Source organism: Microcoleus sp. B4-C2, from assembly GCF_036705265.1.
In the GTDB taxonomy this organism is placed as follows: domain Bacteria; phylum Cyanobacteriota; class Cyanobacteriia; order Cyanobacteriales; family Microcoleaceae; genus Microcoleus.
Genome location: NZ_JAUBUB010000092.1, coordinates 1 through 25,393 on the forward strand (window position 1 = coordinate 1; position 25,393 = coordinate 25,393).

Below are 25,393 nucleotides of genomic sequence, written 5' to 3' on the forward strand. Positions count from 1 at the left end.
TCAAAAAATCCTTTGAAAAAAAGGAAAAAGAAGCCTGCGGTCTAACTGTACCCAGTTGACCGTCAGGTTAGTTCACGCAATTTATAGTTGGTAAAACTCGCCTCTACAGGTTTGGGGAAAATGCCAGCAGATATCAATTACTCCCACAATATTGCATCATTCTTAACAACAGGCTTTCCGGCCTCTTCCACAAAGAGTAAATTTTCTTGTAGGGAGTAGGGTTGGGCACTCTTAGCCCACCCTCATTTAAAAGTTTATGTAACAGTGATTCTAGTTTTTCAATTCAAATAATCTATTAGCAACATATTCCTTGGCGGAATGCCATACTAATTCAACTACGTTATAGTCCGGGCTATATTTGGGCAAAAACTCTATGATTAGATTCGGCATTTCTGACGCTATTTTCTGCAAAGTCTCTGCTTTTTTATGAAAACTAGCGTTGTCCAAAATTATCACAAACTTACAGCCTTTATCTTTAAAGTCTTCCGCTAAATTTCCTTGCAATATCCACTCGGATTTTAAATCTTCATAAAGAATTTTCAGCACTGCATAAAAATTAGCATAATTCCCAGATGGAATAAAATATACCCATTTTTTTTATCTTAATATCTTACTCCACCCATAACATTAATACGACTTTTTCGTCGCTCTCCTATGAATGTTACTTCGAGTTACTTTTATACACCAGTTCTTCCTTCTAATCACCCTTAAACTAAATCCACTATCGTTCTAAAACCATACCTGCAAAAGGTTTGGATATTATTTTTCTATTTTTAGATACTCCGCTAATTTATTTTTAAATCAACCCCTTTATACGGTATCTTGCTTAGACTCTAAGCTATATTTAGCCGAAAGGTAAACATACTTTTTTGATTTTAAAATCCTCCTAACTTGGGTACTACTCAGCTCTATTCCTGTCTGCTCTCCTAGATGTATTGCAAGTCTAGCTGTTGTCCATATTCCGAACTCATAACCATATTTCTCAGGCTCTATTTCAACTGTTTCTAAAAGTAAATCAATGTATTTTTATGTGGCTTTTCGGTAATTACCCTTCATCCTATTATCTTTAAAACTGTCTAAATTATCAGGATGACCATGAATGCGACCGTAGGCAACTTTTATGAGAGAACATCCAATTAGTTCAGCAGTCTGAGCTTGTGTATTTCCGTTGTTTAGTAATAAAAATATTAACGCTCTTTGTCGAATGTCTGGATGCTCATGGTCTTTTAATGCTTGTTGCAGAGTTTCCTTTGTCTCGGAACTGAGAAAGTTTTTACCAGGCATTCACTTTTTCTGAATATCATTATGTTATATTATACCAATATGCGTTTTAAATGCACAACAGCTTAGACACTTCTGTTGAGCTGTGATTGTGCCACCATTATAAACGCTGAAATCATCTGAGCTTAAGACCCCAGCAAATTCTGTACCCAGCATGGTTTCTAGTTCCACACGTCACAAAAGTATCCGCGGAATGGAATAAACAGAATCCCTCTCCACTAGCCGTCCATAGCCCTTCTTTAACCCCCATCAAACACTCTTAGCGTTTCATCTACATGAACATTTGATTGCACGCCCATTTCCACAGTGCATTTATAGCTGGCTTTACCGCTGCTGCTACTCGTTGATTGGTCTTTTGGAGTGTTCCTACTCCCACTTCTATCGTGTGATGGAGGAATCGAAGAAGTCTGACTGGTGGTTCGACTTTTTCCCGTAGCAATGGCTAGTTTTTCTTGCAATTCTTCAATTATTTTTTGCAGCCCCATTACCAGTTATACCAGTTCAGCTTGGCTCAACTGCTCGATTTGGATTTTTTCTTTCTGTCTGGTGGCTGCGGGCTTTTTCATTCGTTTATTTTACCAGCTTTTGATACTTAAGTCTTTTTTGACCTGAATCCTTACCTTCTATTGTCCTCACATTACTAAGCAACTGCAAGTTCATATTGCAGAACTAAAATTTCATCAGCTTTCAACATAGCCATAGCATATTCACTCCCTTGACTATCAGCAAACTCCACTAAATACTGACATTCCTTTCCCGTATCATACACTTCAACAATAGTTCCCACAAGTCCAACTGGTAAACTAGAAATAGATGCGTATTCTGGTTCCACTAGCGCTAATCGCGTATTGGCAATCGGCTTGAGAATCGCAACAGAATCCAAAACTCTAAAGTGTTTGATCATAGTTTAAGAAAAGCTGAAATCCAACAACGGTTAGAAGTAGTTGAAGTAATTTCCTAGAAGTACCTTCTCAAGGTTTTTAGGGGCAGGTTTAGTTAGGATATACGCGATCGCAGCGAGTTTACCCATTTCACGCACCCGCCCTCCCCATCCTAGGATTTACCCCTTACTTGGGCCTTAAGTTCGCGCTACTAAACTCAGAAGCCACAATCATCGACCCAATCCCCGCATCGGTAAATATTTCTTGCAGCAAAGCATGAGGAATTCGACCATCAATAATGTGAGCACCCTTCACACCCTGAGCCAAACTCCGCACACAACAGTTAACTTTCGGAATCATGCCCCCAGACACAACTCCCGACTCAACCAACTGTCTCGCTTCCTGAATATCTAACTTAGCAATCAAACTCTCTGGTTTGTGATAATCCTCTAAAATTCCCGCAGTATCTGTCATCAAAATCAACTTTTCTGCTCCCAAACCAGCGGCAATTTCCCCAGCTACCGTGTCAGCATTAATGTTGTAAGATTGACCGTTTTCATCGGCGGCCACGCTCGACACCACCGGAATATATCCGCTGTTCACCAAAGATTCCAAAATCTGGATTTTCACGCCGCTGACTTCACCCACAAACCCAATTCCTTCCCGCCCATCTGGACGAGCTTGAATCAGGTTGGCATCCTTGCCGCACAATCCCACTGCTTTGCCGCCAGCTTGGTTGATTAACGAAACAATTTCCTTATTTACTTTACCCACCAAAACCATTTCTACAACTTCCATTGTCGCCGCATCAGTCACCCGCAAACCATCCTTAAATTGCGGCTCAATTCCTAATTTTTCGAGCCAAATATTAATTTCCGGGCCGCCGCCGTGAACCACAACCGGACGCATCCCCACGCAAGCTAGCAGCACAATATCCCGAACCACCTTGTCTTTGAGATTGCTATCTTTCATCGCCGCACCGCCATATTTGACAACTATGGTGCGACCGGCAAAGTGTTGAATGTAAGGCAGTGCTTCGGACAGCACCTCTACTCGATTAGTGTCCGAATTCCTAACAAAATCGCTTTGTTTGAGCATGGGTAAATTACAGAAGACTAAAAACTTAATTCTAAACTTTAATGGCTAAAGCACATATTAACAGCCACAAAAATCACTTTTTCTCTGAATTTTATCGACGCGCAGGCTCGATCGCCCTTATTGATCCCAATCTTCAAAAAATTCATAGGTTTTTTTAATAAAAGCATTAAAATTTATGTATTATAACTTATACATTTTTTGCTACAGTCAAGAAATGTATAACTCCCTAGATTTACTTAACGTTTTATGTTAACTGCTGTCGCCCAAGACTCGGAAAACCTTCAGTACAACCTACCATCAGAGGCTGACTCGTCCCCCCGGATGACGGTATTTTGCGATTTAGACGGGCCCATAGTCGATGTTTCCGATCGCTACTATGCCACCTATCAACAGGGATTGGCCGATACTCAAGCAGCTTATCTCGATCGGGGAATCAACCTCAACCTTCAAATCCTCAGCAAACAGCAATTTTGGCAAATGAAGCAAAACCGCGTGCCCGATGCTGAAATAGCCAAAAGTTCCGGCTTGTCGGGAGAAGAAATTAACGTTTTTTTAGGATGCGTCAGTCAAATTGTCAATCAGCCAGACTTGTTGCACTTAGATCGCATCCAGCCGGGAGTGCAATGGGCGATCGGACTTCTGCACTCCCGCGGCGTGCGACTGATTTTAGTCACCCTGCGGCCGAGAAATCAAGCCGTTCAACTGTTACAAAATTACGGTTTAGCCAGACTGTTTACCAGCATTCGCGGAACTCAGATGGCGGATGCGGCCTATCACAACTATACAGCCTTAAAAACTGAATTGTTGGCTGAAGTGGCAGAAGAATTTGAGTCATCGCTGGGTTCGGCTTGGATGATCGGAGATACAGAAGCAGACATCCTCGCAGGAAAAGCATTGGGAATACCTACAATTGCCGTTACCTGCGGAATTCGCAGCCGCTATCAACTGCAAAAGCACCAGCCTAATTTCATTCTCAGCGATTTGATTATTGCCGTTCATCACTTATTAGGTTCGGCTCAACAAGTAATAGTAGAATGACTACAGTTAACTGTTGACTGTTGACTGTTGACTGTTGACTGTTAACGGTTAACTGTTAACTGTTAACGAATGACTAATGACTGTTGACTGTTGACTGTTAACGAATGACTAATGACTGTTAACGAATGACTAATGACTAATGACTAATGACTAATGACTAATGACTAATGACTGATGACTAATGACTAATGACTAAGATTTTTCTACATTCCTGGTCATTTCCCACAAGCGATTGAGCGGAAAATAAATCACCGGAGCCCAAAGACTGCTAAGAATAGCAGAACACAAAGCCACTCGCTGGTGATAGCTCCAAATTTCCAGTAAAGCCCGATCGCCCATAGAAAAAAATTGCAGCCCCATCACCGTTTCCGCTACCACCGCCATCCCAAACACAATTAACGCGATCGGAATCGGATCTCTCTCAACAATATCTACCGGAATCGACCAGGTTTTCTGCAAAACAACTGTTAAGACTCCTACAACAACTAGACTGACAGCGTGGCTGGGATGAGGAGCCGTCATCGCATCTTGAAGGAACCCCAAAACCAAGCCCATGCTAGCGGCTCCCCAAACTGTACGTTTCCGCTTAATACTCCAAGCTACCAACCAAATTAACAGCCAGTTAGGCCCAATTCCCAACAATTCCATTCCCGGCATCCGAGTGGGCAATATCAGTATGCACAGCATCACAGATAGAAATGTAACTGCGAAGTTGAGAAATGGGCGCGATCGCGAAGACATCCGAGATAAAGCTTTCATTGTTGCTGTGCTCCCTCAGATGGTGCAGAAGATTGACTCTGCGAATCCTTCGGTTCGGCTTGCTTAGAGTGGGGGTAAACCACCGCCCACTCCAGAGCATTCATCGGTGCAGAAAACTCAACCACAGCCTCTGGAGCCGGAGTTTTATTCATATCCACCGAAACCACTTTTCCCACCGGCAAACCAGGAGGGAACAACTGACTGTAAGAAGAAGTTGAAACCACATCCCCAGGCTTGACATTGGGAACATTCTCAAAAAACTCCATCACCGCCTGATTTCCGCCTTTCCCGCGCATAAAACCCATGTGACGACTGCGGGTAATTCCCACACCCAATTGACTCGTAGCGTCGCTGACTAACAGCACCAAGCTAGTATTAGGAGTAACGCTGACTACTCTGCCTACTAAACCGCCGGGACTCATCACAGTAAAATCTGTTTTAATGCCATCATTACTGCCGCGCCCCAAGGTTACTTGCTGCCACCAGTGGTCGGCGCTGCGACCAACAATAGGAGCTACAATCCCTTTAGGTTTCTTAGCAGAAACGTAACCTAAAAGCTCTTTTAGCTTTTGATTTTGAGTCTCTGCTTCTAATAGTTGGGCTTGCAATTCTTGAGTTCGCGCCGAGATGAGTTCCTCTTGTCCAGAGCCGTTGGCGTGAAACGGACGAGTCACCCAATTGTAAACTTCAAATACTGCCGCACCTTGTGTTTGTCGAACTCCCCAAGCGGCAGTTACAGCTAAACCTAAAAGAGCTATTTGCAGCCGCAGATCCCACCACTTTCGGAATGTATTTTTTAGCATAATTTCACTAATCTAAAATTGTTAAGTCAGGATTTTAGATTTGAGATTGCAGCCGTATTTCTAAATCCACAATCCCAAATTTGTTAACTACATATTACGCGACGACTGCCCGCTGAAAACCCGTTCCAACTGTTTGTTTTCCAATACTCTACCAGTTCCCAAAACCACGCAGCAAAGGGGATCGGCGGCCACGTGAGTGACAATTCCTGTTTCGTGACTAATCAGAGTATCTAAACCTTTCATCAGCGCGCCACCACCAGCCAGCATAATTCCCCTGTCAATAATATCTGCAGCTAATTCCGGCGGGGTGCGTTCCAATGTACGCTTGACAGCTTCCACAATTACTGAAAGCGGTTCCGACATACTTTCGCGAATTTCTGGGCCTTTGATCGTAACAGTTCGCGGCAAACCCGACAGTAAGTGCAAGCCCCGCACTTCCATCATTACATCGTCATCCTCTGGAGTTGGATATGCAGAACCAACCTGAATCTTAATTTCTTCAGCAGTGCGTTCGCCGATGACCAAATTGTGAACTTTTTTCATGTATTGGACGATCGCCTCATTGAGTTCATCGCCGGCTACCCGCACAGACTCACTGATCACCGTACCTTGCAAACTCAAAACCGCAACTTCCGTAGTACCTCCGCCTATATCTATAATCATATTGCCAGTCGCCTCAGCAACAGGCAGTCCAGCCCCGATCGCCGCCGCGATGGGTTCATCAATTAACCGTACTTCTCTAGCACCGGCCTGAGTCGCCGCCTCAATGACAGCACGCCTCTCGACTCCGGTGACACCGCTGGGGATGCCAATAATTATCCGCGGCGAAACTAAGCTTCGGCCTTCGTGAACCCTGCGGATAAAAGTCTTGAGCATTAGTTCGGCCGTATCGAAGTCTGCAATTACCCCGTCGCGAAGCGGGCGCAGTGCTATGACATTCCCTGGCGTGCGGCCGAGCATTTTTTTAGCTTCTTCTCCAACAGCCAGCGGTATTTTTAACTCTTGGTCGATCGCCACTACAGAAGGTTCCTGCAGAACAATACCTTTGCCCGATACATAAACGAGCGTGTTAGCAGTACCGAGGTCGATACCCATATCTCTAGATAACGAAAATCGATTGAGAAGACCCACTGATTCGTACCCCCCCCAAAAACTAAAATACTATTGTGTGCAATAATGTTGTTACAAAAGTGTAACCGAGGTGGATTCTATTACGTTTTTCATCCTGAGTCTAGTCAGAAATGTACATTGTCGAGCTCAGGTTGAGCGCAGACTCGCCAATCATCCACCATCAATATGTTCTCCTAACTGGGTGTACAATCAGGATGAAGCCTCACAAGCGCTGTTCCAAGTTCAGTTTGGAGGCTAAGGCGCGTGTGGACTGTTTAACTACATCACCGATCGACCACATTCCAAAAAAAGTTTATGAGTCTTAATGTTGTAACTTTAGTAGGCCGCGTCGGCGGCGACCCGGACGTGAAGTATTTTGAGTCGGGTACAGTTAAGTGTAGTTTGACGCTGGCAGTGAACCGCAGAACTAAGAACAGCGATCAACCAGACTGGTTCAATCTGGAAATCTGGGGCAAAACAGCGCAGATTGCTGCTGACTACGTTCGCAAAGGCTCTCTAATTGGCGTAACAGGCTCTTTAAAGTTCGATCGCTGGCAAGACCGCAATACCGGTTCAAATCGCTCGAAGCCTGTAATTAAGGTAGACCATTTAGACTTGCTGGGTTCCAAACGCGACAACGAGTCGGGTATGTCGCAACACAACAGCGAATTCTAGCGTTTGGGGAATTTGGGAAGTAATATTTGTGAATTGGGTGGGTGCTCGTGACTTCAGAAAAGTTAGAAATTGTTCAAACTGAGTACCAAGCTGGGCAAGTAGCTTTTGAGAGTGGCCGGTATGCTCAAGCTGTGCAGAGTTTAGAAACAGCTACCGGTTTAGTCGATCGAAATTCCCGGTTGGGCGGCGAGGTGCAGATGTGGCTAGTGACAGCCTACGAAGCCTCTGGCAACACAGAAAGGGCGATCGAGCTTTGCCGTGCGCTCACCCGCCATCCCCGCCAAGAAACCCGCCAACAAGCAAAGCGCTTGCTATTCATTCTCGAAGCTCCCAAACTCACTATCCCTCCCGAATGGATGGTAAAAATCCCTGATTTGGCAGCTTTAGATGAAAATCAATCAATCAGTTTTCAAGCCAATCCGAACGCTGATATCAAGTACGCTAAACCCAAGCCAGTCGTACCAGAGCCTGTAGATTTGAGTCAGGTTAATACGAAAGATAATAGGTTTATCTGGGTGGCGTTAATTGCGATCGGGCTAATTTTAGGCGGCTTATTTCTTAGTTATTAATCATTTTTGGAAGTGGATTCGCGAAAAAACCCGGTTTCTGTGGTCGGTTGGTAGCGATCGCCAGTTCTTGAGTATAGTGCGAGATGTGAGTTAACATAGGAGTAAAAAAGCTCCACATCCCGATCGTCCGCGATCGCGATAAGCTGTGGGTTCCATCTACAATCTACAATCTAGAATCCGATGACTTCACTCCCACCCAACCGCGCCAAAACACTCAAAGAAGCTTACCGCGCTTGCGATGTCAAGCCTCTAACGGGCGATGATATTGCGCGATATTATGTGGATTTGTCCGCAGTACGCAACACAGTAGCGATCGACGATGTTAGCACGGATTTGGATCTTCAAGAACCGGGAGAATTTAACACAATTTTGTTTACCGGACATCGGGGATGCGGCAAAAGTACAGAGTTAAAACGCATTCAGTCGCGGTGGGAAAATGACTATCGGGTGATTTACATAGAATTCGATCAGGAACTAGATGTTCTTGATGCAGAATATACCGATTTATATTTGCTGTTTATCAACAAAGTAGCTGATGATTTAACTAAATTACGATTGAAGTTTGACCCCAAACTTTTAGATCGTTTTGAATCGTGGTTTAAAGAAGTCACTAAAGAAACAGAAGAAACTGTTCAATCTTCCGTTAGCATCGAAACTGAAGCAAGTGCAGGCGCAGAAATTCCCTTTATTTATAAGTTGACAGCCAAGTTGCTCGGTCAAATCAAAGGTTCTAGTCAACAAAAAAAAGTAATTCGGGAAACTCTTCAGCGTAATTTGTCCCGCTTGCAAACAGATATTAATTTGTTATTGAAAGATGCTTTTGAGAAGCTGAGACGAAAATATCCCGACCGCTATCAAAAAGGATTTTTGGTGATTGTTGATAACTTAGACCGGATTCCTCCCAATGTTGCCAATCATTTGTTTTTTGATTACGCTCCTCAACTCCAAGAACTAGACTGTACAATTATCTATACAGTGCCGATTTCGGTAATTTATTCCTATAAAAATGTCAGCAATTTGTTTGGTAATCCCAACATCGTGCCAATGGTGAATATTTATGAATTTAATCGCAGTGAGTGCGATTTAAATTACAATCAGCAAAGATTAGAGGGAGTTGCCAGTTTGATCGAAAAACGGGTTGATGTTAGTGCCGTATTTGACGATCGACAACAGTTGCTAGATTTGGCAAAAGCTAGTGGTGGTCATGTGCGACAATTGATGCAGACGACTCGATCGGCTTTTCGCACAGCCATTACTCGCAAACACAGTAAAGTTTTGGCTGAGGATGTCACTTACGCTTTGAAGCAACAGCAATTTGATTTTGAAAGGTCTACTCCTACGACAGAATATTATACCATATTAGCGCAAGTTTGCCTCAAAAAAGATATTGATAAAGATGAAATCGGACAAACTTTATTATTCAATATTTCCGTTTTGGAATACAACGGCAATAGTCGGTGGAATTATGTCAACCCACTCGTAAAACAAAGTTATGCTTTCCAACAAGCCCTGGCATCAATTCAAGGAAATCCCTGAAATATACCAGCAAAGGATTGTTGAACTCAATCAAGAGTCTTTCGATCAATTGCTGACGTTTGTCGATATTGTTCCCGACGATGCCTTTGATTTGGGATTTATCGACTGTAATTTTGCCAGGGATAGAGATGCGATTATTCAGGCTTTAATTAGTCATCCCGATTGTCAAGATATGCAGTTTGAGGTTTGGGATTTTCCCGATCCTGAGATGCGCTTTTTGATGGATGAAATTCTTAAGGTTTTGCCAACAGTCAAAGTTCAACCAGACAAAAAGTTGATTTTCCTTGTGCGGGGATTGGAAAATGCGATCGGGATGACGGGGGAATATCCGCCGATGCTGGTAGATTTTAATTGGGTGCGAGATGCTTATCCGGTTAAAGTTCCGCATCCAATGATTTTTTGTTTGCCGGATTATGCGATTACGCGAGTTGCTAATTTTGCGCCGGATTTCTGGGCATGGAATTCGGGAACTTTTGTGTTTAAAACTCCTGTAAATACTAGAGAGGATGCGATTTCTCAAACTCTGGATGCTAGCAAAGGGATTAGCAATTGTGAGTTGCCGGAAAAGCAGGAACGGATCGATTTATTAAAACGGTTATTGATCGAATATACTCCATCGAATGGGCGCGAGGAAACTGAAAGGGATTTGAAAACTCGGATCAGAGTTTTGAATGATTTGGGAGTTGCCTATCGCAGTCGCAGTGAATATAAAACTGCAAAATACTATCTGGAACAAGCGTTATATTTGGCAAAAGATGATGAAGAGTTCATATCTTTAAAAGCAAATACTTTACACCAACTAGCAGGAATTTATGCCAATCAAGGGGAAGTAGCAAAGGCGATCGCATTTTCTGAACAATCTCTCGATCTTAAGGAAAAGATTGGCGATGTTCAAGGGAAAGCTGCTACTTTGGACTGTCTAGCAGGAATTTATGCCAATCAAGGGGAAGTAGCAAAGGCCATCGCATTTTATGAACAATCTCTCGAACTTCAGGAAAAGATTGGCGATATTCGAGGGAAAGCTGCTACTTTGCACAATCTAGCAATAATTTATGCCAATCAAGGGGAAGTAGCAAAGGCGATCGCATTTTATGAAGAATCTCTCGAACTTACGGGAAAGATTGGCGATGTTCAAGGGAAAGCTGCTACTTTGCACAATCTAGCAATAATTTATGCGACTCAAGGGGAAGTAGCAAAGGCGATCGCACTTTATGAAGCATCTCTGGAACTTGAGGAAAAGATTGGCGATGTTCAAGGGAAAGCTGCTACTTTGCACTGTCTAGCAATAATCTATGCAAATCTTGGGGAAGTAGAACAGGCGATCGCATTTTCTGAACAATCTCTCGAACTTCAGGAAAAGATTGGTAATGTTCAAGGGAAAGCTGCTACTTTGCACAATCTAGCAGGAATTTATGCGGCTCAAGGGGAAGTAGCCAAGGCGATCGCATTTTATGAACAATCTCTCGAACTTAAGGAAAAGATTGGCAATCTTCAAGGGAAACCTGCTACTTTGCACCAACTAGCAGGAATTTATGCCCATCAAGGCGAAGTAGCAAAGGCGATCGCATTTTATGAACAATCTCTGGAACTTGAGGAAAAGATTGGCAATCTTCAAGGGAAGGCTGCTACTTTGCACGAACTAGCAGGAATTTATGCCCATCAAGGGGAAGTAGCCAAGGCGATCGCACTTTATGAAGCATCTCTGGAACTTGAGGAAAAGATTGGCAATGTTCGAGGGAAAGCTGCTAGTTTCGCAATCTTAGGACAATTGTTAGCATCGCAGGGAGATTTTGAGAAAGCTTTGAATTATTTACAGCAATCTTTGGAGATTTTACAGCATTTGCGATCTCCTGACGCGCACACAGTGAAACGCATTATTTCTAGGATTCAGCAGATGGCTGGGGATTGATGGATGCACTTCGACTAAAGAAACCGGGTTTTTCGCAGTTTTTCGTTGGTGTATCGATATTCTGGGAAAAAACCCGGTTTCTGGCCACACCCTAAATCGCTAAAATAAAAAAAAGACCAAACCAAAAAGGCGATTATTGTGAGCGATTCAACCATAGAACAGATTTTGAAATTGGCCTCTCAGCGCGCCGATGCGGCTGAAGTCTACTACCTGTCGAGTCAAGACACCCCGATCGAATTTGAAAACAATCGCCTCAAATCCCTGCAAACCAAAGCACTGCAAGGCGTAGCACTCCGGCTGATTTCGCACGGCAAAATCGGTTTTGCTAGTTCCACAGATTTAACGCGGATAGACGATTTAGTAGATGCAGCGATTCAAACAGCCGAAATCGGCGACCCCGCAGAATTTGAACTCGCTTCCAACTTCCACCTCAAAGGCCCGGAAACCACCTACACTCCGCCCACAACTCAAGAATTAGTCGAAAACGGCAAAAACCTGATCGAGCAAGTTCACGCCTACAATCCCGATATTATGGTAGATGTCGGCTTCCACGTCCGCAGCGGGCGCGTCAAAATTGCCACGACGCAAGATTTGTATGCCGAAAGAAGCAGCCAAATAGTCAGCGGCACTATTGCTGGCAATTTGGTAAAGGGAGAAGACTTTATGCAAGCATACAGTTACGATGTCGCGCGCGATCGTCCCCTAGACACCAACAGCATCCTCCAATCACTCCTCGAAAAATACCGCCTCGCAGAACATTCAGCCACCATCACCAGCGGTTCCTACCCAGTATTATTTACCCCCAGAGCCGCCGCTAGCACCCTCGGCGGCTTGTTTGATACCATCCTTTCAGGTCAAGCAGTAGTTCAAAAAGCCTCTCCCCTAGCCGACAAAATCGGCGAAGCCTTATTTGACGAACGCTTTACCTTTTTTGAAGACCCCACTTTAGGCCCTTCTGCTTGTCCCTTTGACGACGAAGGTACACCCACCACCCGCAAAGTCTTGATAGACAAAGGTACTGTCACCGGATTTTATTGGGATCGCAGGTGGGCTGCTCGCGCCGGTGTACAATCAACCGGCAACGGTTTTCGTGGCGGATTGTCTCGCCCAGGCCCTGATTTGACTAACTTTTGCATTTCCCCAGGAAATACCGCCACTCAAGACTTGATTGCTAGCATGGACGAAGGTCTAATAGTAGAGCAGGTTTTAGGTGCCGGTCAGTCCAATCAGTTAGCCGGCGAATTTTCGGTCAATTTGGACTTAGGCTATAAAGTAGAAAAAGGCAAAATTGTGGGTCGCGTCAAGAATACAATGGTGGCAGGCAGCATTTTTGAAGCGTTTAAAAATTTGGCAGATTTGAGTAGCGAAGCCGAATGGGTAGGCGGTGCAGCCTATTTGCCGAGTATGCTGTTTCAACAGTTGGGTGTAGCTTCGAGGCAATAAGTTCAGTGCGTTTTTACTCCTTACCAGGCTCTGCCTGGTAATACATATCGTGAGGCTCTGCCTCAAATTTGGATGAAAGCTTGCGAGGCAAAGCCTCTGGACATGGGTTCCCAGGCAGAGCCTAGGAACCAGTTAACGTGCGAAACAAACATAGAAACAGTGTCGGCAATTCAACGCTTTGCTAATTCATGCAAATAGGTAAAAATAGGGAAAAATATATAATGAAAGAGCAAAATGTCAAGGATGGAACTGGGAAGAAGAAAAAGCACTTTTTCTTTCTTTTACCTTTGGTTTTTTGCCTTTTAACTCTAGTGACTGGATGCGTTCAGTACGATGTCGGGGTCAACTTTGAGAGTCAAACTCGCGGCGAAATCGTGCAGCACATTAAACTAGGGGAAAGGTTGACGAGCTTCAGCAGCGAAACTGTTGCAGAATGGTTGAAAAGCGTAGAACGCCGGGTGAGGTTGCTGGACGGAAAAACTAAACGGGTTTCCCCCACAGAAGTTCTAGTGACGATTCCTTTCAATAATGGAGCCGAGTTGCAAGACAAGTTCAACCAATTTTACAATCCGATCGCACCAACGACAAAATCTCTGGTTTCAAGTCGGCTAGAAACCGATTTGCCGAAGTTTGAATCTCACCTTAGTGTCAAGCAGAATAATTTATTATTGGTGCTGCGAAATCGGTTGAGTTTGGAATTGGATTTGCGCTCTCTTTCACTGCTTTCTTCTAATGGCAGTCTGCTGCTGAGTCCGGGGGGACTTTTGGAGCTAGACTTTAGCTTGAACACGCCTTGGGGCGCCGAAAGTATTGAAACTGTCGCCGGTGCGCTGGTTCCCGAAAGCTATCAGCAAGGAAAACAGTTAGTTTGGAAGCTCAAACCCGGAGAAGTTAACTATTTGGAGGCGATATTCTGGATTCCCAGTCCCGTAGGAATTGGGGCGCTGATTATTGCCTTATTTGTGGCGGCGGGCATTGCTTTGAAATATCAAATATTGCCAGGGCTGGGAATCGGCAAGAAACCGCAAAACATCGGTCAAACCTAAAGAGGATATGTCCTAGAGGGGCGGCTTAACCAATCTCTTCAATCAACTCTCAGAGCTGCCATCAACCCGCCCCTCCCCGGATATTATGGTTAATTGACCCGATTAGATTTTATAAAAACACTGAGAATATATGCCTAAAAACAGTTGACAAATGGTAAATAATTTGCTTAACCTGAATTGAGAATTAGGAACAGAGAAAATGCGATCGCTAAATTTCTTCTTCATCTTTCTGATTTGCTTGGCTCTAGTATTATTCAGCATCGAAAATACACAGCCAGTCGTGATTCAAGTTATCGAAGGCGTCCAAGTTAAAGCTCCGCTGTGCGTAGAACTAATTGTAGCGATAGGATTAGGGGCAACACTAGCGTGGCTGTTCAGTCTGTGGTCGAGAATGCAGCGAACCCTCGCCTCGCGCCAACAACTCCGCCAAGTTCGCGAAAAAGAGCAGCGGATTCAGGAATTAGAACAAAATCTTGAACGCTATAAAGCCGAAGTAGAAGGCCAACAACCTTTGTTAGAAAGTGCAGAACCGATAAGTTTAGAAATAGCAGCCATTGAGGCCAAAGCTGCTGAAATAACTGCCAATTAACTTGATATGCTCTCTCGTTTTCCCAGAGGCAAAATCTAAAATCTAAAATCTAAAATCTAAAATCTAAAATCGAATGGCCGTTTCCCGAGACCAAGATGGCTTAGAAACGATTTCCGAGGGGATCGCAATTTTAATTGACCTAGCCGAACGGGGAGAAATTGATCCTTGGGACGTTAAGGTAATTGAAGTGTTCGATCGATGTCTGAGCAAGCTTACGAACGCCTGCGATACTGATCAGAGTAAGGATTTCTCCGATTTGTCCCACTCCGGCCAAGCGTTTTTGTACGCTTCAATGCTGGTGTTGCTCAAAGCAGAAAGTATCGTCCTCTCCGAACCCCCCGCGAATCCCGACGCCGACGAGCCTGCTGTAGAAGACCCAGAACACTCAGGCGGGCGACACTTGCCGCAGCATTTAGAGCGACAATTGCGCCGTCGCGGTGTAGCTCAACTACCGCAAAAACGACCGGTGACTCTCCCAGAACTGATTGAGCAGTTGCAGCTAATGAAAGCAGCAATGGAGCAGCAGACAGTTACCCCCCGGCGCCGCCCTACCTCAAAAATGCGATCGCAAGCGGCCCAGGCTATCTTTGAGCTAGCTCACCAAGAAAATCTCGTAGAAACTGCTAGTGAACTCGAACGGTTTCTGGCTCAGCGGGGCGCGGAAATTGACGAGGGTTGGCTGGACTTGGACAACTTGCTAGAGCTCTGGCATCATAAGGATTTGCACTCCTCTGTCAACCCAGAACACCCGGTATCGACTGGGGAAGTTCACTTGCCAAATCATGACCGCGTAGGTATTTTTTGGGCGTTGTTGCTACTATCGGCTCAGTCTAAAGTAGAGTTGCTTCAAGAGGAGTTTTATCAAGACCTCAAAATCCGCGCGCTTTGAGCTTAGAGGGTATTAGGTTCTCGGGCGAAACTAATAACTATGCCACTGCGTCGGTTAAAATTCCAGGGAGAATCTCGCTCTATGGCATTCTGTTGCTGAGTCCCGAATGCGGAGAGTGGCAGTGCGAAGTTCTTGGTGATTCCCTATTCCTGGTTTCTTAAATCTAGGTAAATTGGGGATGAATGATTGATAGCCTGGTACGATGTCGCCTATAAACTGGTCAGGATTTTGCTGTGCTCGATCGATTCGACGATCGCAACCGCTAGCATCTAATTGTTCAGTTGATATCAGTTAACAGAGGGTTGAGGAAGTTAAGAGTCAGGAACTCAGGGCTAAAGCCACTGAGCTTGTAAGAAATTGCAAGCTGTTCTGACCAGACCCCTCGAAAGAGGAGACGTTATTTAGGTCACGACACCGGAGAATGCGACGCTAGTTTTCCGCTCTGTCATCTGCAATTAAACAGTTTTAAAGTCACTGAAACAGTGTTGCAGGTCTAACAAGCTTTTATAACCAGGTCGAAGCGAACATTACCCCGAAAGGGAGGCTCCATAAGAGCAAACATTATGCGTACAGAGTTGCAAGGTTTGAGGCGCTAACTGTCCTGCCGAAAGTGCATTACAAAAGTACACTCCTGTCGAGCAACTCCAAGGCGGTAATGGATACAGAAAGATTAAAGGCGGTTGAAACCGCCTGTGTCGTTTCCCTCTCAGGTCTAAAGACCCTGAGTTTCCCACTTACCGAGTTTTTCTTATGAAAGCGATGATTCTGGCGGCCGGTAAAGGCACTCGCGTCCGTCCTATTACTCAGACAATACCCAAACCGATGATTCCCATCCTGCAAAAGCCAGTGATGGAGTTTTTGGTTGAATTGCTCCGCCAGCACGGATTTGACCAGATTATGGTCAATGTTTCCCACCTGGCAGACGTGATTGAAAACTACTTTCGCGACGGTCAAAAGTTTGGGGTACAAATTGCCTATTCTTTTGAAGGGCGAATTGAGGAGGGAGAACTGATTGGAGAGGCTCTCGGTTCTGCTGGTGGCATGAAACGAATTCAGGATTTCTCGCCGTTTTTTGACGATACTTTTGTGGTGCTGTGCGGCGACGCTTTGATTGACTTGGACTTGACTGCTGCTGTGAAGTGGCACCGGGAAAAAGGGGCGATCGCTACTATTGTTATGAAATCGGTTCCCCGCGAGGAAGTTCCCAGTTACGGAGTGGTGGTAACAGACGAGTCTGGCAAAATTAAAGATTTCCAAGAAAAACCTTCTGTAGAGGAAGCTCTGAGTACCGACATTAACACTGGTATTTATATTTTTGAACCGGAAATATTCAAATACATCCCTTCGGGCCAGGAATACGATATCGGTTCGCAGTTATTTCCCAAGCTAGTAGCAGAAGGCGCGCCTTTTTACGGAATTAGCATGGACTTTGAGTGGGTGGATATCGGCAAAGTTCCTGACTATTGGCGGGCAATTCAGAGCGTGCTGCTGGGACAAGTTAAAAATGTTTCGATTCCGGGAATTGAAGTGCGCCCCGGCATTTACGCTGGTTTGAATGTAGCTGTTAACTGGGATAAAGTTGATATTACTGGGCCTGTTTACATTGGCGGGATGACGATCATTGAGGATGGAGCAAAAATTGTCGGCCCGACAATGATTGGCCCAAATTGTTGGCTTTGCAGTGGCGCCACTGTGGAAAACAGCGTGATTTTTGAGTATTCCCGTTTGGGCCCGGAGGTGCGGTTGGTTGACAAACTGGTGTTCGGGCGCTACTGCGTTGATAAAACCGGGGCTGCGATCGATTTGCAAGCGGCGGCTCTCGATTGGCTGATTACTGACGCTCGCCAAGTTTTACCCACTCAACACGGAGAAGAGCGGCGCGCGATATCTGAAATTCTCGGTAATGGTGGATAATTGCTAATTGCTAATTGCTAATTGGTAATTACTCAAGGTAAGGTGCGCCTAGCGCACCCTACTTTTACATTTACGATCTCAGCTTTCAATTCTGGTTATGTGCTTAGGTTGCACCTCACCTCTTCCACCATTCTCAAGAACAGGCAAGATGCCTGTTCCACAAGAAAATCTACTCTTTGTGGAACAGGCATCTTGCCTGTTCATAAAAGGCTTATTGACAGTGGTGCAACATCTCAGTTGCACCCTACATTTTAAGACTGAAGATAAGTATATTGGCTGAGACTCCGCTCATAATTTTGCAGCAAAAGTTGGGCCTCGGAAAGAGTAATTTTATTTTGCTGCAAAGCTTCTTCTGTCTGACGGCGGATGCTTTCAACCAAATTTTCTGAATCGTACTGTACGTAGCTGAGGACTTCTTTCATAGTGTCTCCTTTCACAACGTGTTCGATATGATAGCCAGAAGGTGTTAGCTGAATGTGAACTGCATTTGCATCGCCGAATAAGTTGTGAAGGTTGCCCATAATTTCTTGATAAGCACCTCCCAAAAAGAGCGCCAAATAGTAAGGTTCTCCAGGTTTGAGAGTATGCAGTTCCAAAACCGACTTCACATCTCGCAAATCGATGAATTGGTCGATTTTGCCGTCGCTGTCGCAGGTAAGATCGGCTAAAATACCGCGTTGAGTTGGTTCTTCGTCGAGTCGGTTAATTGGCATAATTGGGAACAATTGGTTAATTGCCCAACTGTCCGGTACTGACTGGAAAACAGATAAGTTGATGTAATAAATGGACGCCATCACCTTTTCTAAGTCTTCCAAATCGTCAGATACGTATTCATTTTGCCGCGCGATCGCCTGTATTTTATCGCAGCAAGCCCAGTACAACTGTTCGGTTTTTGCCCGTTCCGCAATTCCCAAATAGCCTAAGTTAAATAAACTGACTGCTTCTTCCTTGAATTGGATAGCATCGTGATAAACTTCTTGGTAATTTTCGGGACTGATAGATTGGTAAATTTCGTAGAGATTGCGCGGAATTTGGTGCGCGTTTTCATCTACTGGTTCTGGTACTTCTCTGGGGACATCGCTAGTACCGAGTACGTCAAAAACTAACACTGATTGGTGAGAAGCGATCGCCCGCCCGCTTTCGCTAATGATAATTGGAACCGGGATTTTCCGCTCGTCGCAGGCATCTTTCACTCCCGCTACTACGTCGTTAGCGTAGTTTTGCATATTGTAGTTTTTGGAAGCGTGGAAGTTTGTTTTAGACCCGTCGTAGTCAACGCCGAGGCCACCGCCTACGTCCAAGTAGTTCATATTAGCTCCCAATTTAGCTAATTCTACATAAATGTGGCTGGCTTCTCGAATGGCATCTTTGATGACACTAATTGAGGAAATTTGAGAGCCGATGTGGAAGTGCAGTAACTGCAAACAATTGAGCATTCCAGCTTTTTCTAGTTCGTTGACTGCACGGATAATTTCAGGAATTGTCAAGCCAAATTTTGCCCGATCGCCCGTGGAACCTCCCCAGCGGCCAACGCCTGTAGTAGTGAGTTTTGCTCGCACTCCCAAAATCGGTTTAATTCCTAATGCTTTGCTCGCGGCGATTGCGAGTTCTACTTCCTCTATTTGCTCCAGCACAATTACGGAAGTTTGCCCTAGCCGCTGCGCCAAAATAGCAGTTTCGATGTATTCGCGGTCTTTGTAACCGTTACAAATTAATAAAGCGCCTGGGTTTTTTAAGGTCGCCAAAGCTATCATTAATTCCGGTTTAGATCCGGCTTCCAGCCCGAAGTGATGGGGTTGACCGAAACGCACCAAATCTTCAATTAATTGTCGGTGCTGGTTGCATTTAACTGGAAAGACACCGCGATAGACATTTTTGTAATTGTACCGAGCGATCGCTCTGGCAAAACACGAATTTAAGCGCTCGATCCGGTCTTCCAAAATATCAGAAAATCGAATCAACAGTGGCAAAGCCAAATTTCGCTGTTTCAGGGATTCTACCAGTTCGCACAAGTCGAGGGAACCGCCGCGATCGCCCTTGGGAGAAACTGTAACATGACCGGCTGCATTGATCGAAAAATACGGTTCGCCCCAACCTTGAATTCGGTAGAGTTTCTCACTATCTTCTATTGTCCAAGATGCTTGTGGCAGTTGAGCCGCCGTTACCAAAGCAGTGTCTGGTGCCACCGAACTCGTGACTGTTGGCGAGTGAGTCGATAGCGGATCGAGATCGGAGAAAGCAGCGGTAGCTGGGGAACTCATCTTATCAGAAACCTCTTTGAGGAGTGGTCAAATAGATAGTTTATCGCACATATCGGGTTTCCTGATGTAGTTGAAAAATCACTTTGGGTACACGGGCTGGCGATTTTAGATTTTAGATTTTAGATTTTAGATTTTAGATTTTAGAATTGACTCTACAGATAGATGAAAAGCGGGGATTGAACTACAATCTCAACCGTATTTGCTTTGCGGGACTTATTTCTTCAAACAAATATCCCTATGCAGGTGAACTCGGAAACCGGGTTTCCGAGTTCACCTGCGCCAAGAGAGTTGTCGGACGATCGCTCGCCCGACACACACTAACCAAAAATCACCTCCGGCGGCGCCATGTCAGCCCCCATCCTCAATCCCCCGTTATTAGACTTCTTCAAGCCCGGTTGAGGTGCTTTTTCTGGGGTTTTCTGAGCCGGTGCAACTGAGGCGGGCGGTGTCACCTGCGGTTGAGGTACTGCCTGTGCTCCTGGCACCACGGGTTGCTGCGACAGCCAACCCAAACCCCCTACAGCCCCAGCCATCAAAGCGGTGTAGCCGATGTACAAATGCACCGGACGCATTTGAAAGCCTTCGCCTGAGTCGGAATCGGAAACAGACACATACATACTGGGAATTGGAGTCGGAGCGGGTTTGGGCAAAGCATTCGCCATAACGCTACCGTCTAGTCCCAAGGCGTCGCCAAGTCTGCGGATAAAACCTCTAACGTAAATGTCTTGGGGCAGTTTGTCGATTTCCCCATTTTCGATCGATTCGATGTGGTGCAGCGGCACGAGAGTTTGACTGTGGAGTTGGAGCAGGGATAGGGAGCGAATTTGCCGTCCCTTACGCAATTCTTTACCCAACTCCCGCAGGCACTCTTCTCGCTGTTGAACGGCTAAAGCTGCTTCTTCTTCCTTGGTGAGTTTTTTCGGCTTTTTGGGAAAACCGAACCCTGGGAAGAATTTTCCGGGGACGGTGACAGTTGCAGGTAGAGCCGACTCGACTTGAATTTCGTCTTGGGGCGCTTGTTTGCTGTCTTCAGAAGTGTTAGTTTCTCGATCGGAATTTTCTTCTGTGTCGGACTCGGTTTGGGGGGGCGCTTCCACAGTAGCGCTGCGCCAATAGAAGACAGGAGCAGTTACTGGTGGCTCCAATTCTTGAATTTCTGTCACCGTCTCAATGACGGGACTTACAGCAGTAACACTCTCTTGGGCTACTTGCGCTTCAATTTTGTTCTGTTTGGGAAATCGATCGAATGCGAGCTTGACGGCTTCTCTGCTAACTGCTCTAATTAAAATTTCGGCAGCGGAGGCTGCTTCGCCCAACATTGTTTGCAGGCTAGCTAGAGCGTGGCTATAGGTGTCGCTACAGAGGAGTTCAGCTTCTATTTGACCTAGAACAGAACGAAAACTTTCTTGAGAAATTTCAATAGTTGGGTGATCTGTCACCCCAAAATAAGCCTCGGGTTTCAGTGCCATGATATTCATGTTGTCTTGGTAGAAGGTATCTGAGTACGTTCTTCGACAGGTTGGCAGTGATTCCGGATGTCGGTTGGGGGAGAGTGGGAGAGTGGGGCATCGGGCATCGGGCATCGGGCATCGGGCATTGGGCATCGGGCATCGGTTGCCCCTCCCCAATAACTATTGTTTGTGGATGCGATCGAGCAACCAAAGAGCCCCGAAAATCCCGACAAAATGGGCAACAGTGGCGTGAGTATTGGCGAGTACCACAAATATATCTAGAGGCTGAATAAATCGGCCCACATCAACGGCGGCACCGAACAAGGCTTGCGGCTGAGCTAGAGATTTGGCTAAAAGCGTGCCGCTGATGGCTTCTGCGCCGATCAGCGTCAGGATCATTCCTGACAAGTTACTCATCAGTGCCAGCCGCACCTCTTTGATGGTGTCTGCTTTTTTGGGGCGGACAGCGTTACCGGGCGATCGCAGTTGTCTCGACAAACGGGTGAAGCGGAAAGAGCGATATATGCTGTAAGCGAGTACGGCTAGCCCGCAAATGGCAAAAAATACGCCCCCGCCGGTGCCGGCACTGGTTGAACCCCCAGCGGCGGTACCCCTGGGGAGGGCGAAGGGGATGGCAAAGAGCAAAATGATCGCCGCTACCACCCCTAGCACTAACTGTACCCAGAAGCAAACCCAGCCTGTTGTACGAAGGGCAAAGGCTACTCGCTGTACGGCGACAGGAAGCTTATCGTTATCTAACTGATTAGTCATATTTTGAGCGGGTATAATTAATTGGCATTAGTTGGCAGCAGTTTTTTCTCTTCGGGGACGGTTGACGGCGGTTAACCCTCTTTATAATAGAAGTAGCAATGTTTAAGATTTGTAACTAACATTGGATTTCACATTTGAATAGCGTCGATCGCCAGGTACCCAAAGCAATGACACAACTCCAACCCACCGTCACTCCCAAACTGGAACAGCCAAAGTTTGGCTTCAACAGCTACGCGGAACGCCTTAACGGTCGAGCCGCGATGATCGGTTTTTCTCTAACTTTAATTATCGAGTATGTCACAGGCCAGGGCTTGCTGTCCTGGTTAGGTCTCAACTAATTTTAGCAATGGCGCGGTCAGCCTTACACTTTGTCTTGAGTCTTCCGGCAGCGGGTGTGGCTTCTGCTGACCGCGACAAATTCGGGAATTGATTAAAATATTAATTAGAAAGAAGCCCAGCGACTTCTCTGCCGAGAGAGTTCTGTTCCCGAATGCAATAGCTGGCTTTTGGAGGTATATATGGGGTGGAATTTTGATTTGACAAGCTTGGCAATTTTGCCTCGCTCCCGTACAATTCCCCACAGGCGAGAAGATTAATTTAGGTGAAGCTAGTCTTTGAGCTAGAAATCCCGATCGTTCCGCCAACTCTAAGTTTTAGAGCTTGTAAATAAATATAGAACAGAGTAAAACCAAATGAATGCTTCGTGGACGCGACTTTTGAGGTCAGCTTACCGTAAAGAGCCAATTACCAGCTTTGTTGTGACAGTGGGCGTTGTCGATGCAGCCATCGGCAGCATGGGTGCGAGTGGCTCTTTATTGGCTTTTGGGCTTGGCACCGCTGGGGTGGCGATGGCTCTCCGCTGGTGGCAATTTTACCGCTCTGCAGCCGAACAACCCGCGCCGGCTCCCGAATACTATCTTCCTCCTCAGTCTTCTAGACCTCAGTTGCCCGTGCTTAATGTGTCTAAAAAAAATCCTCCTTATTAAGATTACTGGGCAATGGTGACTGGGCGATGTGCCGATCGACTCCCTGGATCTGAGGCACTAAAAGATAGGGCAAGAAAGTCTTTCGATCTTGGATGCTTGGTTTATGAATATTTCTGTTGCCGAGAAACTGTACAAAATTGGCTCTGTAGCTGCCTGTAGTGGTTTGTCGGTGAAAACTGTTCGTTACTATGAGGAGATGGGCTTGCTGTCTCCTGCTGTGGAGCGATCGCCCGCGGGCTATCGCTTGTTTGGCGAAACCGTATTCAACAGGTTGGCGTTTATTAAACGATCTCAGACTCTGGGTTTGAGCCTTCAGGAAATTAAGGATATTTTAGAGGTTCGCGATCGGGGAGAGTTGCCTTGTTCTGAAGCGAAGCAGCATCTAACGGCTAAAGTAGAGGAAATTTCCGTGCAAATTGCAGCCTTAGAAACTTTGAAGAGGGAGTTGCAAGGCATTCTCAACTGCTGGCAAGAGCAACCCTCGCAGGCGAGCATTACTAGCACGATTTGTCCGAACATTCAGCGGGATTGAGCAGCGGAAAGATACAAAAAAAGGGAAGGAATTATGGGTTTCCTTCCCTTGATGGTTTTGTTGGTGGTTTTGTGGGTGATTTTGTCGATCGTGTTGAGCTTTTAACTGTTTTCGCAGAGTTTGCTGTTGCTTTTTGAGTTGCCGAGCCCTGGCTGAGCCGCCTTTACCTTTGGAGTTTCTGCCCTCGCTGCGAGGAGACTCCCAACTTTTTAGTCTCATATTTTTACTTATTTGCACTACTTCTATAATACACCGCCAGATTTTCACTGTCAAGTATTTTTGAGAACGCTGTTTCGTAGTATCAACTGTGGAGTGATTGGGATTTGCTAAAGGCATAGCGATGGTGCGCCCCTAAACACTCTACAGCCCGATGGTGCCCCCATAAGCACCCTACAATTAGAGTTTTTTGTGGGATTCCCTTAACAGCCCTAATTGTATATATTTATCAGTCCAAATATCCGGGGGGTATTTCAGCATCTGTAAAAATTGGCAGCGTTTCCCAAATTTTCACCCATTCGGGAAATTGGGCTACTTTTTTTAGCTGGAGCGACATTTCTATTAAGGAAAATCCTAAATTATGAAAATCTTGAATAAGTTCGGCTTTCAAGAAAATTTCATTTTTAGCTAAATCGGGAGCATTAGTCGCAATGACAATGCTGTTGCCGGTTTCTAAATTGCATATATAAACTTGTGCGAACACAGTTTGAATTGTTTTCACCGCAGCCGCATTAAACTCTTGTTTGTGGAACAGGTGGACAACTAGAACACCTGCGCTTGACAAGTGAGTTTTGCAGAGTTGGTAAAATTCTTGTGTCACCAATTTATAGGGCATATAGCCGCTGCCAAAACCAGCATCCACGATAATTATATCGTTTTTTACTATGGAATCTTGTTGGGCTAGATATTCGCGTCCGTCTTGAATGACTACTTTGAGTCTGTCGTCGAATTGAATGCCAAAAAATTTTTGAGCTACTTCGACTACTTTTTGGTCAATATCTGTACATTCGACTATCGCGTTAGGGAAATAGTGGTGGAAAATTCTGGGGATGGTGCCGCCACCAAATCCGATTACATAGATTTTTTTTGGGTGACTTTTCCAGACTAATGCTAGCAGCACGGATCGGGAATAGGGAAAGATTAAATTTAGTGGATTGTTGAGGTCTAGGATTGATTGAGCTACATTTGTGATTAAGGTTTCTCTGTCTGCTAAAAGCAGTAAGAGCACTGAGTTTATTTTTTTTACGGCGATGCAGTTGTCGCCGGAGTTTTGTTGAAATAGGAAGCCGTCTGGCTGTTGCTGAAGCCAAGTGATTTGTTGGTGAATAGCTGCTAAATTGCTAGTTTGTCGATCGCCTTTATAATCAGTCATACGATTTTAGATTTTAGATTTTAGATTTTAGATTCAGGGTAAACGAATCTTAACTTTAACCCAAAATATGCTACAGTTAGATCCGACTAATTTTTTATGTACTTTATTGTAGTTCAAGATTGTGATCGAGGGCAAGAGGTTTTAGTAAAGCTGTAACTTGGCAACAAAAACAAACAAACAAATAAATTCATTGCCAAAAGTGTATATTTTAAATACCATTTTTTTTTTAGTTTTTCCACATTGAACGACCTAAGAATAGAAAAAAGTAAAGAAGATTTGCTCAAAGATATTAGATCGATCGCGATTCTAGCTATCCAGACGCGGTGCCGACGGATGGGTGGCAATAAAAGCCTATGGTAACGCAAAATATGAATGGTTAAAAAGCTTTCTAGAATTACCGAATGGTCAGAAGTGTTGAATGATAGGAAAAGATTGCTAAAATAGGTCTAACAATGTATAATTGCAGAGTTATAAATTATTGAT

The 25,393-nt window shown here is 45.1% G+C and carries 23 protein-coding genes and 1 pseudogene; 13 read left to right on the forward strand and 11 right to left on the reverse strand.

Annotated features, from left to right (window positions below; translation table 11 throughout):
- Positions 1-133: 133 nt before the first annotated feature.
- The 4 genes and pseudogenes from QUB20_RS22560 to argB all read right to left on the reverse strand — a co-directional run bounded on the left by QUB20_RS22560 (position 134) and on the right by argB (position 3,260).
- A pseudogene (locus QUB20_RS22560) lies at positions 134-1,284 on the reverse strand (IS630 family transposase).
- A gap of 236 nt (positions 1,285-1,520) precedes the next feature.
- Positions 1,521-1,766, reverse strand: coding sequence for a hypothetical protein (locus QUB20_RS22565; protein ID WP_333246143.1), 246 nt, complete (start codon positions 1,764-1,766; stop codon positions 1,521-1,523).
- Between the two features lie 155 nt (positions 1,767-1,921).
- Positions 1,922-2,185 (reverse strand): DUF4926 domain-containing protein, encoded by a 264-nt coding sequence (locus tag QUB20_RS22570; RefSeq protein WP_333246145.1) that lies wholly within the window; start codon positions 2,183-2,185, stop codon positions 1,922-1,924.
- 163 nt (positions 2,186-2,348) lie between these two features.
- The gene (gene argB / locus QUB20_RS22575) at positions 2,349-3,260 is read right to left on the reverse strand and encodes an acetylglutamate kinase (RefSeq protein ID WP_333053450.1); all 912 of its coding nucleotides are present in this window, start codon (positions 3,258-3,260) and stop codon (positions 2,349-2,351) included.
- Between the two features lie 246 nt (positions 3,261-3,506).
- Here argB and QUB20_RS22580 point away from each other — a divergent pair, with 246 nt between their 5' ends.
- The gene (locus QUB20_RS22580; protein WP_333246147.1) at positions 3,507-4,298 is read left to right on the forward strand and encodes an HAD family hydrolase; all 792 of its coding nucleotides are present in this window, start codon (positions 3,507-3,509) and stop codon (positions 4,296-4,298) included.
- Positions 4,299-4,490: 192 nt separating this feature from the next.
- Here the strand turns inward: QUB20_RS22580 and mreD are convergent, their stop codons facing one another.
- The 3 genes from mreD to QUB20_RS22595 form a co-directional block, all read right to left on the reverse strand.
- Positions 4,491-5,057 carry a rod shape-determining protein MreD gene (gene mreD, locus QUB20_RS22585; RefSeq protein WP_333249679.1) on the reverse strand — a complete coding sequence of 189 codons (567 nt, stop codon included), beginning with the start codon at positions 5,055-5,057 and terminating at the stop codon, positions 4,491-4,493.
- Positions 5,054-5,860, reverse strand: coding sequence for a rod shape-determining protein MreC (gene mreC, locus QUB20_RS22590; protein WP_333053446.1), 807 nt, complete (start codon positions 5,858-5,860; stop codon positions 5,054-5,056). Before mreC ends, mreD begins: the two co-directional genes overlap by 4 nt.
- An 87-nt stretch (positions 5,861-5,947) precedes the next feature.
- Positions 5,948-6,955 (reverse strand): rod shape-determining protein, encoded by a 1,008-nt coding sequence (locus QUB20_RS22595; protein ID WP_333053445.1) that lies wholly within the window; start codon positions 6,953-6,955, stop codon positions 5,948-5,950.
- Between the two features lie 330 nt (positions 6,956-7,285).
- Here QUB20_RS22595 and QUB20_RS22600 point away from each other — a divergent pair, with 330 nt between their 5' ends.
- From QUB20_RS22600 to QUB20_RS22640, 9 genes are all read left to right on the forward strand, one after another.
- Positions 7,286-7,645, forward strand: a complete 360-nt coding sequence (locus QUB20_RS22600; protein WP_190663675.1) for a single-stranded DNA-binding protein — start codon at positions 7,286-7,288, stop codon at positions 7,643-7,645.
- 47 nt (positions 7,646-7,692) lie between these two features.
- Positions 7,693-8,214 (forward strand): tetratricopeptide repeat protein, encoded by a 522-nt coding sequence (locus tag QUB20_RS22605; RefSeq protein ID WP_333249676.1) that lies wholly within the window; start codon positions 7,693-7,695, stop codon positions 8,212-8,214.
- Positions 8,215-8,394: 180 nt separating this feature from the next.
- Positions 8,395-9,750, forward strand: coding sequence for a P-loop NTPase fold protein (locus QUB20_RS22610; RefSeq protein WP_333249674.1), 1,356 nt, complete (start codon positions 8,395-8,397; stop codon positions 9,748-9,750).
- Entirely contained in the window at positions 9,707-11,659 is a 1,953-nt protein-coding gene (locus QUB20_RS22615) for a tetratricopeptide repeat protein (RefSeq protein ID WP_333249672.1), read from the forward strand. Before QUB20_RS22610 ends, QUB20_RS22615 begins: the two co-directional genes overlap by 44 nt.
- A gap of 138 nt (positions 11,660-11,797) precedes the next feature.
- Positions 11,798-13,102 carry a metallopeptidase TldD-related protein gene (locus tag QUB20_RS22620; protein ID WP_333249670.1) on the forward strand — a complete coding sequence of 435 codons (1,305 nt, stop codon included), beginning with the start codon at positions 11,798-11,800 and terminating at the stop codon, positions 13,100-13,102.
- 221 nt (positions 13,103-13,323) lie between these two features.
- The gene (locus tag QUB20_RS22625; RefSeq protein ID WP_333249668.1) at positions 13,324-14,148 is read left to right on the forward strand and encodes a DUF3153 domain-containing protein; all 825 of its coding nucleotides are present in this window, start codon (positions 13,324-13,326) and stop codon (positions 14,146-14,148) included.
- A gap of 199 nt (positions 14,149-14,347) precedes the next feature.
- Positions 14,348-14,737: a LapA family protein gene (locus QUB20_RS22630; RefSeq protein ID WP_333249666.1), complete on the forward strand. Its 390-nt coding sequence runs from the start codon at positions 14,348-14,350 to the stop codon at positions 14,735-14,737.
- A 73-nt stretch (positions 14,738-14,810) separates the two neighbouring features.
- Entirely contained in the window at positions 14,811-15,626 is an 816-nt protein-coding gene (locus QUB20_RS22635) for a ScpA family protein (RefSeq protein WP_333249664.1), read from the forward strand.
- 750 nt (positions 15,627-16,376) lie between these two features.
- The gene (locus QUB20_RS22640) at positions 16,377-17,540 is read left to right on the forward strand and encodes an NDP-sugar synthase (protein WP_333053433.1); all 1,164 of its coding nucleotides are present in this window, start codon (positions 16,377-16,379) and stop codon (positions 17,538-17,540) included.
- A 251-nt stretch (positions 17,541-17,791) separates the two neighbouring features.
- Here the strand turns inward: QUB20_RS22640 and speA are convergent, their stop codons facing one another.
- From speA to QUB20_RS22655, 3 genes are all read right to left on the reverse strand, one after another.
- On the reverse strand, positions 17,792-19,801 hold the full coding sequence (speA, locus tag QUB20_RS22645) for a biosynthetic arginine decarboxylase (RefSeq protein WP_333249662.1): 2,010 nt from the start codon (positions 19,799-19,801) through the stop codon (positions 17,792-17,794).
- Positions 19,802-20,118: 317 nt separating this feature from the next.
- Positions 20,119-21,270 carry a helix-turn-helix domain-containing protein gene (locus tag QUB20_RS22650; RefSeq protein ID WP_333249660.1) on the reverse strand — a complete coding sequence of 384 codons (1,152 nt, stop codon included), beginning with the start codon at positions 21,268-21,270 and terminating at the stop codon, positions 20,119-20,121.
- 162 nt (positions 21,271-21,432) lie between these two features.
- Positions 21,433-22,023, reverse strand: a complete 591-nt coding sequence (locus tag QUB20_RS22655; RefSeq protein WP_333249658.1) for a DUF3611 family protein — start codon at positions 22,021-22,023, stop codon at positions 21,433-21,435.
- A 167-nt stretch (positions 22,024-22,190) separates the two neighbouring features.
- On the opposite strand from QUB20_RS22655, the gene QUB20_RS22660 reads away from it, so the two are divergent.
- From QUB20_RS22660 to QUB20_RS22670, 3 genes are all read left to right on the forward strand, one after another.
- On the forward strand, positions 22,191-22,361 hold the full coding sequence (locus QUB20_RS22660; protein ID WP_172186391.1) for a hypothetical protein: 171 nt from the start codon (positions 22,191-22,193) through the stop codon (positions 22,359-22,361).
- A gap of 354 nt (positions 22,362-22,715) precedes the next feature.
- Positions 22,716-23,009, forward strand: coding sequence for a hypothetical protein (locus tag QUB20_RS22665; protein WP_333246171.1), 294 nt, complete (start codon positions 22,716-22,718; stop codon positions 23,007-23,009).
- A 103-nt stretch (positions 23,010-23,112) separates the two neighbouring features.
- The gene (locus QUB20_RS22670) at positions 23,113-23,541 is read left to right on the forward strand and encodes a heavy metal-responsive transcriptional regulator (RefSeq protein WP_333246173.1); all 429 of its coding nucleotides are present in this window, start codon (positions 23,113-23,115) and stop codon (positions 23,539-23,541) included.
- Between the two features lie 445 nt (positions 23,542-23,986).
- Here QUB20_RS22670 and QUB20_RS22675 read toward each other — a convergent pair whose 3' ends face one another.
- The gene (locus tag QUB20_RS22675; protein ID WP_333249654.1) at positions 23,987-24,910 is read right to left on the reverse strand and encodes a fused MFS/spermidine synthase; all 924 of its coding nucleotides are present in this window, start codon (positions 24,908-24,910) and stop codon (positions 23,987-23,989) included.
- Positions 24,911-25,393: the final 483 nt, after the last annotated feature.

Coding starts and splice junctions, on each gene's coding strand:
- QUB20_RS22565 (WP_333246143.1), bottom strand. CDS start 1,766: ATGGGGCTGCAAAAAATAATTGAAGAATTGCAAGAAAAACTAGCCATT.
- QUB20_RS22570 (WP_333246145.1), bottom strand. CDS start 2,185: ATGATCAAACACTTTAGAGTTTTGGATTCTGTTGCGATTCTCAAGCCG.
- argB (WP_333053450.1), bottom strand. CDS start 3,260: ATGCTCAAACAAAGCGATTTTGTTAGGAATTCGGACACTAATCGAGTA.
- QUB20_RS22580 (WP_333246147.1), top strand. CDS start 3,507: ATGTTAACTGCTGTCGCCCAAGACTCGGAAAACCTTCAGTACAACCTA.
- mreD (WP_333249679.1), bottom strand. CDS start 5,057: ATGAAAGCTTTATCTCGGATGTCTTCGCGATCGCGCCCATTTCTCAAC.
- mreC (WP_333053446.1), bottom strand. CDS start 5,860: ATGCTAAAAAATACATTCCGAAAGTGGTGGGATCTGCGGCTGCAAATA.
- QUB20_RS22595 (WP_333053445.1), bottom strand. CDS start 6,955: ATGGGTATCGACCTCGGTACTGCTAACACGCTCGTTTATGTATCGGGC.
- QUB20_RS22600 (WP_190663675.1), top strand. CDS start 7,286: ATGAGTCTTAATGTTGTAACTTTAGTAGGCCGCGTCGGCGGCGACCCG.
- QUB20_RS22610 (WP_333249674.1), top strand. CDS start 8,395: ATGACTTCACTCCCACCCAACCGCGCCAAAACACTCAAAGAAGCTTAC.
- QUB20_RS22615 (WP_333249672.1), top strand. CDS start 9,707: ATGCTTTCCAACAAGCCCTGGCATCAATTCAAGGAAATCCCTGAAATA.
- QUB20_RS22625 (WP_333249668.1), top strand. CDS start 13,324: ATGAAAGAGCAAAATGTCAAGGATGGAACTGGGAAGAAGAAAAAGCAC.
- QUB20_RS22630 (WP_333249666.1), top strand. CDS start 14,348: ATGCGATCGCTAAATTTCTTCTTCATCTTTCTGATTTGCTTGGCTCTA.
- QUB20_RS22635 (WP_333249664.1), top strand. CDS start 14,811: ATGGCCGTTTCCCGAGACCAAGATGGCTTAGAAACGATTTCCGAGGGG.
- QUB20_RS22640 (WP_333053433.1), top strand. CDS start 16,377: ATGAAAGCGATGATTCTGGCGGCCGGTAAAGGCACTCGCGTCCGTCCT.
- speA (WP_333249662.1), bottom strand. CDS start 19,801: ATGAGTTCCCCAGCTACCGCTGCTTTCTCCGATCTCGATCCGCTATCG.
- QUB20_RS22650 (WP_333249660.1), bottom strand. CDS start 21,270: ATGGCACTGAAACCCGAGGCTTATTTTGGGGTGACAGATCACCCAACT.
- QUB20_RS22655 (WP_333249658.1), bottom strand. CDS start 22,023: ATGACTAATCAGTTAGATAACGATAAGCTTCCTGTCGCCGTACAGCGA.
- QUB20_RS22660 (WP_172186391.1), top strand. CDS start 22,191: ATGACACAACTCCAACCCACCGTCACTCCCAAACTGGAACAGCCAAAG.
- QUB20_RS22665 (WP_333246171.1), top strand. CDS start 22,716: ATGAATGCTTCGTGGACGCGACTTTTGAGGTCAGCTTACCGTAAAGAG.
- QUB20_RS22670 (WP_333246173.1), top strand. CDS start 23,113: ATGAATATTTCTGTTGCCGAGAAACTGTACAAAATTGGCTCTGTAGCT.
- QUB20_RS22675 (WP_333249654.1), bottom strand. CDS start 24,910: ATGACTGATTATAAAGGCGATCGACAAACTAGCAATTTAGCAGCTATT.